This is a genomic window from Hymenobacter mellowenesis, from assembly GCF_030581005.1.
Taxonomy (GTDB): Bacteria; Bacteroidota; Bacteroidia; order Cytophagales; family Hymenobacteraceae; genus Hymenobacter; species Hymenobacter mellowenesis.
On sequence record NZ_JAUQSX010000019.1, the window covers coordinates 1 to 15,408 of the forward strand.

Below are 15,408 nucleotides of genomic sequence, written 5' to 3' on the forward strand. Positions count from 1 at the left end.
GCCGTTGCTGGCCAGCGTCAGGCCCGCCGGCAGCGCGCCGGCCGTGATGGCGTAGCTGTAGGGAGCCGTGCCGCCCGCGGCCGTGAGGCTCTGGCTGTAGGCCGTGTTGGTAGCACCGTTAGGCAGCGTAGTCGGAGCCACCGTAATGGTCGGAGCCGCAATGGTGAGCGTGTAGCTGCGCGAGCCGGTGTACGGGCCGCTACCCGTCGAAGCATCCGTCGCCGTGACCGTGAAGGTGAACGAGCCGCCCGCTGTGGGCGTGCCCGAGAGCGTGCCGTTGCTGGCCAGCGTCAGGCCCGCCGGCAGCGCGCCGGCCGTGATGGCGTAGCTGTAGGGAGCCGTGCCGCCCGAAGCCGCGATGGGCTGGCTGTAAGCCGTGCCCACCGTGCCGTCCGGCAGTGCGGCCGGGGCCAGCGTGATGGTGGGCGCTTGCACCGCGAAGGCCCGGGTTACCGTCTGAGCGCAAGGAGCGGTTACTGAAATAGTGCCATTGCCAAGGGTTGCCCCGCTGGGCACCACGAACGTGAAGCCGGTGCTCGTCAGGCCGCTGATGGCTGCCGTCGCCCCGTTCACCGTTAGGCTGGTCAGCCCACTCAGGTTGGTGCCGCCTACCGTGACGGTCGTACCCGGCGTCGCCGGATTGGGGCTTGCACTGGTGAGGGTAGCCGTGGGCGGCGGAGTCACCGTCACCTGGGCTACCGAGGTGCTGCTGGTCGAGCCGTTGCTCACGGTCAGCAGCACGTACTGGGTTTTGCCGGCCTCGGTGCAGTTGTAGGTCAGGCTGGCGGCATCGGGCGAGTAGGCGGCCTGCACGGCCAAGAACTTGGGCGTGCCGCCGCAGGGGTCGCCTAGTACAGGGTTGTTGCGGGTATCCGTGTTACTGGCATACATGCTGCCGCTGCTACGGCCCACGTAGGCGTTTTGCGCGGCCGCCAGGCTGTTGGCCGCGTTACAGGGGCCCAGGCTATAGTTGCCGTTGGTGTTGTTGTTGGGCGTGCCGTAGCTGGCAAAGCGAATTTGGGTGAAATTCGCACCGTTGGGCGTCGTCAGCGTAAGCGGTGTGGTGCTCTCCGGAATATAGCCAAAAGCAATTTTCTGGATGGTGTAGGTGAGCGTGCCCGGGCCGGTGCTGCCGTTATTGACGCCGCTGGCCGCGAGTGTGCCGTTGCCGTTGGCATCGAGTTGCACCGTCACGGGCTGCGAGTTGGCTACCAGCGGCTGCTGATAGGTTAGTGAGTAGGTGCCAGAGGCTGTGTTGCCGTTGCCGACCGCATCCTGAACCACGTTGGCGGCGATGGTCACGTTGGTCACCGTGCCAGACGTGGTGGGTGTCACCGTGAAGGTATAGGGGCCGCTGCTGCTGCCCGTGGGGCCGCTGGTTACGGTGCCGTTGGTTACGGTGATGTCAGCAGCCGAGAAGCCTGTTACGCTTTCCGAAAACGTCACCGAATACGACAAAGGCGTGGTGGCAGTAGTGCTGCCGCTAGTCCCGTTCGAAGAGGTAAAGGCCGTCACTGTCGGAGCAGTCTTGTCGATGGAGTACAGCGGCGTGCCCGTGAAGGGCTCGTTGGAAATGCCGGGCGTCAGGCCCGTATCGTTGGCCAGCGTCAGCCCGAGCGTGCCGCTGCCGCTGCCCGTGTTCACCGTCACGGTGTAGACGGTGCCCGAAACGGCCGTTACACTCGTCACGCCGCTACCCGTCACGCTGCCGCCGTTGGCCGTCGTGAAGTTGCTGGTCGTCAAACCCGACACGCTGGCCGCAAACGTCACCGTAAATGTCACGCTGCTGGCATTGGTGGGGTTGGCCGCCGCCGGCACGATGGACGTGACGGTGGTGTTGGCCGCGCCCACCCGGGCGAAGAAACCCTCCGACCCGGCAGGAATGGTGGTAGCGCCGAACGTGGAAGACGCACTGGGGTCAACGGTGCCGGCTACCACCGCCAGGCTGCCGAGCGGGGCTATCGCCCGGCCTTGGTCAAAGCCCGTGCCGCCGCCGCTGATGGCTCCGTTCGGGGTCAGGCTGCCCGAGTCGGTATATTTAGCCAGGAAACCGTCGGTGCCGCCCTGCCCCGTGAGCGCGGTGCCGCTGATGGTGGCCGACGTGTTATAGTTGCCCGTCACGTAAACGGCGGTGCCGACGACCGCCACGCCATAAGCAGAGTCATCGCCGGTACTGTTGGTGCTGCCAGCGGCGCTGTTGGCCGTCAGCGTACCATTCGTGTCCGTGTACTTCACCACGAGCATGTCGTTGCTTCCGGTGGTGCCCCCCGCGTTGGTGAGCGATACCGAGTTACCGAAGCTCATGGTAGGGCTAGCGTAGTAGCCCGCTACATACACCGTGGTGCCGCTGGTAGTAATGCCAAACCCAAAGTCCGCACCGGTGCCCCCGGCGGCCACCACCGAGCTAAACGCCAGGGCGCTGCCCGAATCTGTGTACCGGGCCAGGAACATATCCCGGCTGCCGCTGCTGCTCAGCGTAGTTCCGCTACTAAAGGTGGCCCCGTTGGCTCCGTAGGTCCCGGTAACGTAGATGGTCCCGCTGCTGTTGACGGCAATGCCATAGCCCTGTTCCCCGGTTGAGGTGCCACCGGCCCGGAGGGCCCCGCCTTCTGCCAGGTTAGAGCTGGCATTCATGGCCGCATCGGTGTAGCGGGCCACGAAGATGTCCTGCGCTCCCGCACTCGACAGCGCGCTGCCGCTGATGGTGGCAGCGCCAGTTCCTAAATACCCCGTTACGTACACCGTGCCGGTGCTGCTGTTGATGGCAATGGCATTGGCCCGGTCGCTGCTCGCGCCGCCGCCGCGCAAAGCGCCCTTGCTGGTTACGCTCGTGCCGTTATCGTAGTACTTGGCCACGTACATGTCCAACGTTCCGTCGGTGTTGTAAGCGGCCAGCGAGCTGCCGCTGATGGTGGCCGTGCTGTTGGAGTAATTCCCGCATACGTACACGTTGTTGCCGTTCACGGCTATCCCGAAGGCTTGGTCAGTGCCGGCGCCACCGCCGCTCACCGCCCACGCCCAGGTGTTGGCCGTGCCGTTCCACTTGGCCACGAACATGTCTTCGGTGCCCGATGTGCTGGTCAGGGCAGTGCTGCCAAACGTTGCGGTGCCCGTAAAGCTGCCCGCTATAAAAATGTCGCCGGCCGCATTGGTAGCCACGCCCTGCACGACACTGTTGCTGCTCGGGCCGGTAACTGGTATGGGGTAGGCATTCTGCCACACAGGGACCTGCGCCCGGGCTCCCCAGGCTGCCAACAGCAACAAGGGCAGCAGTAGAAGTCGGTAAAAATTATTTTTCATGAGAGAAAAAAGAAAATGAAAAAAAGCTAAATATTTGTAAAATTTTAAATTACTGTTGATTACAGTTAGCAATCAGCGCAGTGTAGGCCTGCGTGCACTGCGCTGGCAGGTGCGTGGCTGTGCTGGCCAGGCTGCCCGCCGGGCCCGGCAGCGCACGTATCATTTCAAGCCGGCGCCGCGCGCAACTGGCCCGCCAAGGGCTCCAGTACTTCGCCCACCTGCACGCCCATCCCCGCCAGCTGCCCTCCCGTGAAGTAGCCCTCCTCGAGCACGGCCATATCAAGCTGGGCCACCTGGCCCGCGCCGCAGGCCACCAGTAGCGCTTGGCCGGGGGCTGCCAGTACGATGGTGCCGGGTGCCGCCTCCACGGTTTCGGGCCGGGGACTCAGGCTCAGCACCCGCAGCAGCTGGCCGCGCAGGGTAGTCAGGGCACCCCGGTTCCAGGGGTTGGCGGCCCGCACCAGGCGAGCCAGGGATTCGGCGGGCTCCTGCCAGTCGAGTACCAGGTCGGGCAAGGTTGGGCGGGGCCAGTAGCGGGCCTGGGCCTCGTCCTGGGGCTGCTCGAGCAAGGGCGCTTCGCCCCGCAGGCCCGCCAGCAGCTGCCGTCCCGTGCCCACGGCCGCCAGGGCCAGTTGGGCGCGGTGCAAGCCGTGCGTGTCGTGTGGGCCGATGGGAACGGGCGTGGCCACCAGCACCGGGCCGGTGTCGAAGTCCTCGGCCATGCGATGAGCCGTAACCGCGCCGGCGGGCTCGCCGTGGCGCAGCTGCCAGAAGGTGGGCTCGGGCCCCCGGTAGCCGGGCAGCGCCGCGAAGTGAAAATTGATGAAGCCCTGGGGGGGAAGCCCCAGCACGGCGGCCGGAATGCGCCACGAAAACGTGAGCACCAGCACCGCCGTGGGCTGCGTGGCCGCTATCCAGGCAGCCAGCTCAGCGGCCAGGCCCTTGCGGGTCAGCCGGTGCGGGGTGAGGCCGGCTTGCGCCAGCACCTCGTTTACGCGCCCGTTCTCCTCGCTGCCCGTAACCGGCACGGCCACCCCGGCCACCACGCCCTGGCTGAGCAGGTCGTGCAGCAGGGGCCATCCCAGCAGGCTGCTAATGATAACGGAAACGCGCATGGGGCAAGGGAGTAAGGAGTTCAACAAATAAGCAGATAGCCGCCATGCCGCAGCGGAGCGGAACAACGGCTACCTGCCTGGTTTTAGGCGCGCGACGGATAGATGCCTGTAATCGCAATGACGTAGTTGATGCCGACGTAGGGCTGGCGGTTGTTGTGCGCCTGGCTGAGCCCGGCATTCCCCGCCGTACCCGAGATGGTGCCCATCGGCGCGTTAGCGGCACCGTTGGTAAACTGGGCGCGGCCCTCGAGGGCAGGCAGCTTGTTGGTGGGGTCGTCGCTTTCCGGCGAGTCCGAGGATTGGAGCGTGCCCGTGAGCGTGTGCTGGTGGGCCGGCAGCTGCGTTTGGATAAGCGTGACGTTTTCGCTGCCACTCACCTGGCCCTGCAAGTAGTTGGTGCCGCCCGGGAGCTGGCCGGCGCCCATCGGCACGCGGCTGCGTAGGTCGGGCAGTGCGAAGGTGGTGGTGCCGTTGCCGCCAAACGTGGTTCCCAGCAGCGAAAACAGCGCCTGGTATTGATTGATTGGCAGGAGCTGGCCGTTGCAAAACGCCCAGTTCCTAGGGGCGTAATTGAACGAGATAGGGCGAATCTCGCCGATGAAGGGTTCGTCCATAAAATAACTCAGAGAGTTGAAGGAGTGAGAGAAAAAGCCAAGGGCAGCAGCTGCTACTGGGGCTGTGGCGGGTAGTAGCCGTCCGTGGCGATAATGAAGTTGAGCGCCAGCGACGGTTGCATGTTGGTGTGGGCCTGGCTAGCGCCGGCAGCGGCTAAGCTAGCCGTCAAACCGTTGGATGCCAGGTTTTGGCCGGCCTGCGAGGTGCTCGCATAGGCCGGATTGCCCGCAGGAACGCCCGGGCGGCGGCCGCTTGGGTTGTCGCTCAGGGTGCCAGTGTTACTGGCTCCCAGCGAGCCGGAGTAGGTGTGTCCGTGCGCGGGCATCTGCGCGACGGTCAGTGCCACGTTTTCCTGCCCGCCCAGCGAGCCCAGGGGGTAGCTCGAAAGGCCGGGGCCGGAGTTGCCTCCCTGCGCTCCCACGCCTATCCGGCCGCTCATATTGGGCACGCCGAACGTCGTGACGCCGTCGCCGCCGTAGGTGGTGCCCAGCAAGGTAAACAGGACTTGATACTCACTGATTTGCAGGAGCTGCCCGTTGCAGGTAGCCCAGCCCACGGGGGGGAAATTAAACCCAACGGCGCGAATTTCGCCTATGTAAGCGCTTGACATAGAAGAGGATATTGTAAGGTGGAAAAGGCGAAAAACAAACTACTGCCGCTGCGGAAACTCGCCCTGAGTGGCGATGTAATAGTTGAGGCCCAGGTAGGGCATGCGGTTTTCGTGCGACTGGCTGCCACCGGCCTGGCTCGTCGTGCCGCTCAGCAGGCCGGCAGCCATCGGGCCATTGCCGGTGCCGGTGCCAAAGGCTTCGCTGCCCGGCTCCTTGGCGAAAAACGCGCCGGCCGGTGAATTCACCCCGGCGGCGGCGCTGTTCACGGGTAGCAGCGGGTTGCCGAGGTCGTGCGTGTGCGCCGGCATTTCGGCCAGCTGTAGCGTCACGGTCTCGACCCCGACGGTGGTTCCCTGCGGGTAGGGGCTCAGGCCCGCTCCCTGCCCGGCCCCAAGGATGACCCGGCCATTCAGGTTAGGAACAGCAAAGGTGCTGCGGCCGTCGCCGCCGTATTGTGTCCCGAGCAAGGCGTAAAGCGCCGAATTTTGGGCAATTGGCAGCAGTTGGCCGTTGCACCGCGCCCAGCCCCGCGGCACGTAGTTGGTGTTGCCGCCAAAGGGCATGATGCGAATTTCACCGAGAAATGGTTCGGACATAAGGAGAAAGGAAAAAGGTGAAAAGAAGAAGACGAACGAGTAGCAGCGAAGCGCGTAAGGGTGCCCCTTAAGCCACAGCCGGCCGCGACCGGCGCTGGTGCCGCATCCGCAGCTCGGCCAGCGCCGTGGTGGTAGCCGGCCCGTTGGCGGTTTTGATGGCTAGCTGCGTGGCGGCCGTGCCGCCCGGTGTTGGCTCGCCCAGGTAGGGCAGGGCAAACGTATGGTGGCCGTCGCCGCCGTAGGTTGCGCCCAGCACCGCAAACAGCGCCGGGTGTTCGGCTACCAGCAGCATCCGGCCGTCGCAGAGCGTCCAGCCTATGGGCAGGGTGGTGCCGGCCAGTACCTTCACCACGCCAATGTGTTCGTCGCCCTCAGCCAGGGCAGCGGCATCCGGGGCCGGAGCGGGAGCGGCCAGCACGGTCGCGGGGGCGGCCAGCAGGCCGGTGCCCAGCAGCGCGCCCATGCCTTTTAGCCAGGCGCGGCGTGAAGCCGGGCGGGCGTCTCCCGATGACGGGGAGCTTGAAAGAGTAGGAAGTATTTCCATGCGCAAAAGAGGTTTAGATGATGTTAAAAGAATAATTGCCAATAAAGCAAGAAATTATGTTCCTTGAGCGGGTAAAGGTACCGCTGATTTCTACACGGCGGTATGACATATTCATGTCATTTTTATGACCTTAAGAACCGTAAAGTCATGCCCTAAATATGACGAATTCGCCGGGAGCCTGCAAGCCCGGCTTATCCCCATTTTGAGGTATGCAGCCGCTTGGAAGGTTGGTTTTTGTGCGGTTGCGGCGCTCACTTGCCAGCGCCGCAAGCTCTTCCTTATTGAGACTTCGGAGTGTGCAATCGTTTCCGCCAGTCGAGGGGTGTTGGCGGCCTTCGCAATGAACTGCCAACCCGTGTGGCATACTCGCCAGCCAGCGGTTGTTTTCGCAGTTATCAGATGCAGTGCAGGGGCCGCCGGCTGCAGCGGGGCTGCCGACTGGGCTGCTCGTGCTTTTTGCCGCTTCCCAGCGCGCAGTTTCGCCCCGTGCTGCTGCCCGCAGCAAGCACTGCCTGCCGGTTAACTTGTTAAAGAAACGTCTTCAGCTCGCTCAGGCAGCTGATTTCGTGCGTGGTTTGGGCGAAGTGCCGACGCTTTTCGGGGTTGAAATACACCTGGTCGATGCCGGCGTTGTAGGCGCCCAGCACGTCGCATTCCAGGTTGTCGCCAATCATCAGGCTTTCGGCGGCCGTGGCGCCGGTGTGCGCCAGCGCATGTTGGAACATGCGCGGGTCGGGCTTGAGGTGGCCGCTGTGCTCGGAGGTAATAACGGACTCGAAGTAGTGTGTCAGATTCGACGAGGCCAGTTTGATTTCCTGCACATCGTTGAACCCGTTCGTGATGAGGTGCATCCGATATTTCGGCTTCAGGTAATCAAGCACTTCGTGCGTGTAGGGAAACACCGCCGACTTCAGCGGCAGAATATCCGTGAACTCAGCCGAAATATTGGGGGGAGTTTCGGCCTCCGCCACGCCCAGCTTGGCCAGTGTGCGCGCGAAACGCACGTCGCGCAGCTGCCGCTGCTGGATTTTGCCACTCTGATACATGCGCCACAGCGCGTGGTTGACGTCGCTGTACACCCGGACGAACTGCTCCACCGAAAAAGTGCCGAACCGCGCAAAATCGTGACGCTCGTACAGCGTGTGCAGCGTTTCGTTGGCATTCTTCTCGAAGTCCCACAGCGTGTGGTCGAGGTCGAAAAAAAGGTGACGGTATTTCATTTAACAGGTATCCATTAACATTTAACAGACCGGCTGGCGCAGCACAGTAGAACGTCATGTCGAGCTTGCCGAGACATCTCGCGTACCGAAGTAATCCAGTCGACAGGATTTACTACCCCACGCGAGATGTCTCGGCAAGCTCGACATGACGTTCTTTATCAAACAGCGAGGCAACCTCATACCGAGCCCGCCAGCAGCATGCTCAGAACGCCGGCCAGCATAATACCCTTACACAGCGTACTGAGCTTGTGGAAATGCCGCCGCCGGTCGGCCCGGATGAGCAGGCGCGCCAGCTGGGCCATGGGCAGCAACACCAGCAGCACCAGCCAGGTGCCCAGCGGCCAGTGCCCGCTCACAAACAAGCGCGCCGTGGCGCCCACCGTGAGCAGGGCCAGGCAGGCCAGGAAAAAGCCCGTCACCCACTTGGTGCGGGCCACGCCCCACACCAGCGGCAGCGTGCGGCAGCCGTGCTGGGCGTCGCCGCGCATGTCTTCCACGTCTTTCACAATCTCGCGCACCATCGTGAGCAGGAAGGCGGCCAGCGCGTAGGGCCACACCACGCTGTGGCTGTCGTGGCGGGCCAATTGCCACTGCAGCTCGGGCAGCAGCACCAGCGCCGCCGTGAGCGTGGCAATGCTGGCGTTGCCCACCAGCGCCACCCGCTTGAAGCGCGCCGAATAGCCCCACAGCAGCAGGGCCGTGCCCAGCGTGACGGCCCCCAGCACCGGGTGCAGCCAGCCGGCCAGCAGCACGCCCGCGCCACTCAGCAGCATGTGGGCCAGCATGGCCTTGCGGCGGTTCACCACACGGCCCACCACCAGCCGGTCGGGCCGGTTGATGGCGTCTATTTTTACGTCATAATAGTCGTTGATGATGTAGCCGGCCGCCGCCACCAGCAGCGCCGCCAGCACCAGCGCCCCGAAGCGCCAGTCCAGCAGCGACTCGCGCAGCGGCGCATCAGGTAGCAGCAGCCCCGCCCGCACCAGGGCCATGCACAGCAGCATTATCAGCAGGTTGGGCCATCGCACCAGCGTGGGCAGGGCCGTGCGCAGGCGCTCCGCCGGGGGCGGGGGCAGGGCAGCGGCGGGCAGCTTGGGCGGGGGCGGGTTCATGGGCGGCGGCAGTGGGGGGCAAAGGTCGGTGATACCGGCCGGCCGGCGCCACCTCGCCCGCGCCGGAGGGCAACAAAAAAGCTTCTCCGGGACGGGAGAAGCTTTTCGGGGCGGAATTTCCGCCGGTGTTTGTTAGTCTAGCTCAGATTTTGCGAACGTTCACGGCGTTGATGCCTTTGCGGCCTTCCTGCGTTTCAAACTCTACCCGGTCGTTTTGTTGCACCGTGGCGCCGTTCAGGCCCGTTACGTGGACGAAAAAGTCTTCTTTCGTTTGGTCGTCGGTCACGAAGCCATAGCCCTTGGCTTCGTTGAAAAATTTAATGATGCCGGTTTTCATGCAAAAAACTAAAAAATGGAAGGTGGATAAACTGCCCGGGTAAAGGCTGCGGCAATGCCTGAAATGGCATGTACAACGTCCACTTCAGGGCCGCTTACGCGGGAAAGCGGCGCGGGGTTGGCCCCTGGCGGCATCCACCGTGGTCCATCTATTGGTTATCGCGCCACTCGTACACCCACTTGGCCTGAATCTGCTCCAGGTGGCCTTCGGTAGACTGCTCGCGGGTACCGTCGAAGTTGTCGAGGCTCAGCACCCACTCAATCAGTTCGGTGAAGCGGATGCGGTAGATTTTAGCCTCCGTGAAGTCGTCGCCGAACTTCTCGTAGAGTGCCATGGCAATATCCTCGTGGTCGGCCCAGTGCATGGGCGGCTCGAAATGGTTCACGGGTGAAATGTGAAAATGTGGGTTGATGTGAGAATGTGAAGATGGGTAAGGGAAACAGTGCTTTGCTAAAGCTATTTCCACCTTTCCACATCAATCATATTTCCACATTTAAAAAAAAACTAGTGGCCCAGGAAGTGCTGGGGCGGAATGGTGACGGCGAGCTGCATATCGGCCTCCACCACGCACTGGCAGGCCAGGCGGGAGTTGATGCGCGGGTTTTCGGCGCGGTCGATGAAGTCTTCTTCCTTGTCGGAAATCTCGGGCAGGTCGTCGCCGCCCGAGTTGATGTAGATGTGGCAGGTGCTGCAGCCGCACACGCCGCCGCAGTTGTGCTGGAGCTGGATGCCGTTGTTCAGGGCCACGTCGAGCACCGATTCGCCGGCGGCCGCCACATGGGTTTGGGCCGGCTGGCCGTCGCTGAACTGGAAGGTGATGGTGGTGGCAGGAACAGACAAAACGAGAAACTTATAAGTCGAAAAAACACAGCTTTTGAAGCCGCAAAGGTACTCCCCCCGCGCCCGGCATCAAAGCTGCGGCAGTAGCGCGAACTTTTAGTTCGCGTCCCCGCGCCGTAGGCACCGTTCTGCTACGCGAACTAAAAGTTCGCGCTACAGGTGCGCTACAGCTGGGCCTGAATGCTGGCCGTGAGCTGCACATACAGCGCCTGCCAGGCCGGATGGCCCGCCAGTGCCGCCGTGTGGGCCGCCAGGGTGGGGGCGTCACGCCGTACGGCCGGCCCGGTTTGCACCGCGAAGGGCGGGTTGGCCAGGGCCTTATCCACCGTTTCGCGCACCAGTGGCGCCAGCAATTCCGGCGGTAGGTCAGCCTCGGCCAGTAGGGCGTCGGCAATGCCCAACAGGTGGTTGGTGAAATTGTTGGCAAACACGGCTGCCACGTGGAGCTTCAGCCGCTGGGCCGAATCGAGCCGCAGCACGTGCCGGCTGAGGCTGCCGGCCAGGGCGAGTAAGGTGGTTTCGGCGGCCAGGTCGCTGGCCTCAATGCACAGCGGCACGGTGGGCCAGTCGATGGCCCGGCCCGGGCTGAAGGTTTGCAGCGGATAAAAAACGCCGCCGCGCACGCCGGGCTGCGCGGCGAAAACGGCCAGCGGCAAGGCCCCGGCCAGATGCGCCACCAGGGCCCCTGCGGGCCAGGCGATGGACGCCAGGAGCGGGGCCACGGCGGCATCGGGCACGGCCAGTAGGTATGCATCGGCTGGCGGCAGGGGCGGGGTGAGGGTGGTGAGGACCTGCGCGCCGGGCAGCCGCTTCGCGAGTGTTTCGGCCGCGGCCGGGGTCCGGTTCCACACAAACACTACGTGGTGGCCGGCCGCCGCCAGGGCCGGCCCTAGTTGGCTGGCCACGCGCCCCGCCCCTAGCAGGCCGATGCGTAGCATTGAGTTAATAGGATGCATTTTAGATAAAATATAACATGAGCTGCCTGCCGGTGGCAATAGCTGCTGTGCCTGGTATCAAGTTCGGGCAATTGTGCCGCAAAAGGACCTCTGCTTAGGTTTTTGTGCTAAATAATTAGCAACTTGTACCCTCAAAACTACCATGCAAATGGCGGGTCGGTTTTTCTGCCCGCCGCCAGGCTTTTTGTTTCACCCCCTTCTGTTTTTTATTCACCCACTTTACCCTTTTTTATGAACCACCAATACGACCGCACGGGGCCAACCTCGCGCCTGCGGCACTGGGCCTTGGCCGCGCTGCTCGCGACTGGAGCCGTTGGCTCGGCGCACGCGCAGCTGGGCTACGCCGCTGCCAACGTCACGAACACGGCCGGTACCTACACCGACCTGGGCACCACCGGCACGGCCATCAGCACGGCCAACACCGACGACGCCAACTCGGCGGCCACGCCCATCGGCTTCAACTTCGTGTACAACGGCGCGACGTTCACCAACTTCGTGCTCAATACCAACGGCTTTATTAAGCTGGGGGGCACGGCGCCCACCGGCGCGCAGTACACCGACGGCGGCCAGAGCATCCTCAACGGCCCCATCGACGGCGCCGAAACCAACCTGATTCTGCCCTTCAACCAGGACCTGACCGCCGGCTCGGCCGGGGGCACCGAGTACCGGGTGACCACCACGGGCACCTCGCCCAACCAGGTGTGCACCATTCAGTGGAAAAACGTGAGCGACAAGGCGCGCGGCGCCATTGGTACGCAGTACGCCAACTTCTCTTTCCAGGCCAAGCTCTACGAAAGCACCAACCAGATTGAATTCGTGTACGGCACGGCCACGCCCGGCGCCGCCAGCGCCGACATCGCCAAGTTCTGCGTGGTAGGTATCAAAGGAAATGCCGCTACGAGCTCGATTCTCGGCACGAAGGCTTCTGCTACGCCGTGGTCGGGCACCACGTTCATCACCGGCCCTTACACTGCCAACGGCCATAACGTGCGCGTGACGCAGCTGCCTGACCCGGGCCGCACCTACCGCTTCACCATTCCGGTGGCTAACGACGCGGCTGTAGCCGCCATTCAGGGCTACGCCTCGGTAATTGTGCCGGCCAACAACCCCATCACCCTGCGCGCCGTGGTGCGCAACGCCGGTACCACCGCCCTGACGGGTGCCACCGCCGTAACGCTGACCATCAGCGGTGCCAACACCTACACCGCTACCCAAAACGTGGCGGCGCTGGGCGTGGGCGCTTCGGGCCTGGCCACGTTCTCGGGCATCTCGCTGGCCAATGCCGGCCAGAACACCATAACCGTCACGATACCCAACGACGGTGCCAACAACAACAACTCGCTGGCGCAGGCCATGGAAACCAGCGCCACGACGTTCTCGGCGGCCACACCGGGCGCCACGTCGGGCAACAACATCTTCCAAGCGGGTGAGGACGGCTACTACGCCACCAAGATGACCCTGAACACCGCGCGCAGTATCACGGCCGTAACGGCCCTGCTATCCGATGCGGGCAACCAGGCCACGGCCAAAACTTCCGTGGGCGAGCGGGTGTACGGCGTGGTGATAAACGCCACGACCGGCGCGGTGCTGGCCCGTTCGGCCGATTATACCATCACGGCAGCCGACTTTAACGTCTTCCACACGTTCACCTTCGCCGCGCCGGCTACGGTGCCGGCCGGCGACGTGCTCATCGGCATGGGCCAGGCGGCTTCGAGCGGTACCCTGCCGTTCTTTCCCTTCGGCGTGCAGATTGAAGACCCCAACCGCCTGAATACTTATTACACGGGCGATGTAGTAGCTATTGGGCCTCCAACGGCGGCCCTAACCAGCACGACTCCGACCAACACCACAGTTTACAAGTTTCCTTTCGGCGCCACCACGGCGGCTCCGGCCAACAACGACATCGCCGTGAACGAGATTCAGGGCTACGGTTCCATCGCCGTGCCGGTGGGCAACCCGTTCAGCCTGCGCGCGGTGGTACGCAATGCCGGCATTTCGGCCGCTACGGCACCGGTGACGGTGACGCTGACCATCAGCGGTGCCAACACCTACACCCAGACGCAGACCCTGACGTCGCTGGCTGTGAGTGCTACGGGTGTTGTCACCTTCACCAACATCAGCCTGCCTAACGTGGGGGCCAACACCGTGACCGTGACCTTGCCCAACGACGACGTGGCTGCCAACAACACGCTGAGCCAGACCATGGCCACCAGCGCCACGCGCTTCTCGCACATCGCGGCGGGGGTACCCCCGACCAGCGCTTATGGCATCACGCCTGGTACGGCAGCCACCACCCGCGCTTATTGCGTGAAGTACACGGTGAATACGCCGCGCGACGTGACGGCCGTGCGTGCTTTCATCTACAATGACCCGAACCTGGTAACCCGCAATACCAACGTATTCGGCGTGGTGCTGAATGCCACCACGGGTGCCGTTATCGCGCGCTCGGCCGACTATGCCATTACGACTGCCGACCTGGGCCAATTGCACACTTTTAACCTGTCGGGCAGCGTGCCGACCGGCGATTTCCTCGTTGGGATGGCCATTGTAGTGCCCGCGGGTGCTTCCACGGACATCGTGTACCCGATGGCTTACCAGGCAGAGGTGCCGGCTCGCACGGGTATGTTCTACTCGGCCAACATCACCACGCCGGGTGCTCCCGTCGATGTGGCCGCTAACAATTCCCGCTTCATGCTGGAGGCCGAAACGTCAGCGCCCGCTACCTGCCCCGTGCCCACGGCGCTGATTATCCGCGGCACGACGTCGACCTCGGCTTCGTTCAGCTTCACGGGTGCGGCTGGGGCCACGGGCTACCAGATTGTGTACGGCCCGCAGGGCTTCACGCCCGGCGGCGCCAACAGCACCACCTCGCCCACCTTCACCGGCACCACCTACACGCTGAACGGCCTGACGGGCGGCACGACCTACGACTTCTACATCCGCACCATCTGCAGCGCCACCGACCAGAGCGCCTACGCCGGCCCGGTGCGCGCCACCACGGCCTGCACGCCGCCGGTTATCAGCACCTACCCCTACACGCAGAACTTCGACGTGATTACGGCCGGCCAGCCGCTGCCCTGCGGCATCTCGGTGCTGGATAACAACAACGACAACTACACCTGGCGCGCCACGGGCACTGTGGATGCCAGCCTGGCCACGGGCAACATCGCGCGCTCGGCCCCGAACGCTATGGTGTATTCCTACAACTCGACCGACATCACGGTGGGTGCCGATGACTGGTTCTTCAGCCCGGCCCTGGTTATGACCAACACGCAGCGCTACCGCGTGCAGTTCTACTTCCGCGGTGCCGGTAGCGGCTATACCGAAGGCCTAGAAGTGAAGTATGGCACGGCGGCTACTGTAGCGGCTCAGACCAACACCCTCTACACCAACACGGCCATCACCAGCACCCTGTACCGTCCGGCCAACAATACCACCACGCCGGTGGTGGCCGACATCACGCCCGCCAACGGCACCTACTATGTGGGCTTCCACGCCATCAGCTTGGCCAGCCAGGGCTTCTTGGCGGTGGACGACCTCACGATTACGGCCGGCCCGCTGGCCACGTCGGAGGCCCTGAAGCGCGCCGTGAGCGTGTTCCCGAATCCGTCGAACACGGGCGTGTTCAACCTGGAAATCCACGGTGCCAACGCCAAGCAGGCGCTGGCGGTGGAAGTGACCAACATGCTGGGTCAGCGCGTGTACACGGGCACGGCCAAGGACAACTTCCAGAACAGCGTGAACCTGTCGTCGCTGCAGTCGGGCATCTACTCCATCACCGTGCGCAACGGCCAGGAGTACACCCAGCAGCAGATTGCGATTGTGAAGTAAGCTGCGGCTTTCGGTTCACTTCGGTAAAAAGGGCCGCCCGGTTGGGCGGCCCTTTTTTGTTGACGACTGGGCCCGACGGGGCATATCCGGCCAGGTCGGCTGCCGACTAATAAAGAGGGCATCGGACGTTGGTCCGATGCCCTTCCCCATCTACCGAAACCGCACCGGACGTTGGTCCGATGCACTTACCCATGTACCGAAAGTGTATTGGACCAACGTCCGATGCCCTTCCCCACCTACCAAAACCGCACTGGACCACGGTCCGATGCATTTCCCCACTTACCAAAAGGGTATTGAACCGTGGTCCAGTGCGCTTCCCCACCTACCGGAA

At 63.6% G+C, this 15,408-nt stretch carries 13 protein-coding genes; 1 reads left to right on the plus strand and 12 read right to left on the minus strand.

Going from position 1 to position 15,408, the window contains the following annotated elements; all coding sequences use genetic code 11:
* The 12 genes from Q5H92_RS24755 to Q5H92_RS24810 form a co-directional block, all read right to left on the minus strand.
* A partial coding sequence (locus Q5H92_RS24755) for a beta strand repeat-containing protein (protein ID WP_305014264.1) occupies positions 1 to 3,300 on the minus strand: 3,300 nt, incomplete at its 3' end.
* A 164-nt stretch (positions 3,301 to 3,464) separates the two neighbouring features.
* Complete coding sequence (locus Q5H92_RS24760) at positions 3,465 to 4,415, minus strand: methionyl-tRNA formyltransferase (RefSeq protein WP_305014265.1); 951 nt, start codon at positions 4,413 to 4,415, stop codon at positions 3,465 to 3,467.
* A gap of 83 nt (positions 4,416 to 4,498) precedes the next feature.
* Complete coding sequence (locus tag Q5H92_RS24765; RefSeq protein ID WP_305014266.1) at positions 4,499 to 5,029, minus strand: phage tail protein; 531 nt, start codon at positions 5,027 to 5,029, stop codon at positions 4,499 to 4,501.
* Positions 5,030 to 5,082: 53 nt separating this feature from the next.
* Positions 5,083 to 5,640 carry a phage tail protein gene (locus tag Q5H92_RS24770; RefSeq protein ID WP_305014267.1) on the minus strand — a complete coding sequence of 186 codons (558 nt, stop codon included), beginning with the start codon at positions 5,638 to 5,640 and terminating at the stop codon, positions 5,083 to 5,085.
* Between the two features lie 39 nt (positions 5,641 to 5,679).
* Positions 5,680 to 6,237 carry a phage tail protein gene (locus Q5H92_RS24775; protein ID WP_305014268.1) on the minus strand — a complete coding sequence of 186 codons (558 nt, stop codon included), beginning with the start codon at positions 6,235 to 6,237 and terminating at the stop codon, positions 5,680 to 5,682.
* A 67-nt stretch (positions 6,238 to 6,304) separates the two neighbouring features.
* A complete protein-coding gene (locus Q5H92_RS24780; protein WP_305014269.1) occupies positions 6,305 to 6,781 on the minus strand; it encodes a tail fiber protein in 477 nt (158 codons plus the stop codon).
* A gap of 527 nt (positions 6,782 to 7,308) precedes the next feature.
* A complete protein-coding gene (locus Q5H92_RS24785; protein WP_305014270.1) occupies positions 7,309 to 8,001 on the minus strand; it encodes a YjjG family noncanonical pyrimidine nucleotidase in 693 nt (230 codons plus the stop codon).
* Between the two features lie 176 nt (positions 8,002 to 8,177).
* On the minus strand, positions 8,178 to 9,113 hold the full coding sequence (locus Q5H92_RS24790) for a geranylgeranylglycerol-phosphate geranylgeranyltransferase (protein ID WP_305014271.1): 936 nt from the start codon (positions 9,111 to 9,113) through the stop codon (positions 8,178 to 8,180).
* Between the two features lie 142 nt (positions 9,114 to 9,255).
* Complete coding sequence (locus Q5H92_RS24795; RefSeq protein WP_196295580.1) at positions 9,256 to 9,450, minus strand: cold-shock protein; 195 nt, start codon at positions 9,448 to 9,450, stop codon at positions 9,256 to 9,258.
* A 148-nt stretch (positions 9,451 to 9,598) separates the two neighbouring features.
* Positions 9,599 to 9,835, minus strand: coding sequence for a Fe-S cluster assembly protein IscX (iscX, locus tag Q5H92_RS24800; protein WP_305014272.1), 237 nt, complete (start codon positions 9,833 to 9,835; stop codon positions 9,599 to 9,601).
* Between the two features lie 119 nt (positions 9,836 to 9,954).
* Positions 9,955 to 10,290, minus strand: a complete 336-nt coding sequence (locus Q5H92_RS24805; RefSeq protein WP_305014273.1) for a 2Fe-2S iron-sulfur cluster-binding protein — start codon at positions 10,288 to 10,290, stop codon at positions 9,955 to 9,957.
* A gap of 164 nt (positions 10,291 to 10,454) precedes the next feature.
* On the minus strand, positions 10,455 to 11,246 hold the full coding sequence (locus Q5H92_RS24810) for a Rossmann-like and DUF2520 domain-containing protein (RefSeq protein ID WP_305014274.1): 792 nt from the start codon (positions 11,244 to 11,246) through the stop codon (positions 10,455 to 10,457).
* 231 nt (positions 11,247 to 11,477) lie between these two features.
* On the opposite strand from Q5H92_RS24810, the gene Q5H92_RS24815 reads away from it, so the two are divergent.
* Positions 11,478 to 15,077, plus strand: coding sequence for a T9SS type A sorting domain-containing protein (locus tag Q5H92_RS24815; protein WP_305014275.1), 3,600 nt, complete (start codon positions 11,478 to 11,480; stop codon positions 15,075 to 15,077).
* Positions 15,078 to 15,408 lie beyond the last annotated feature (331 nt).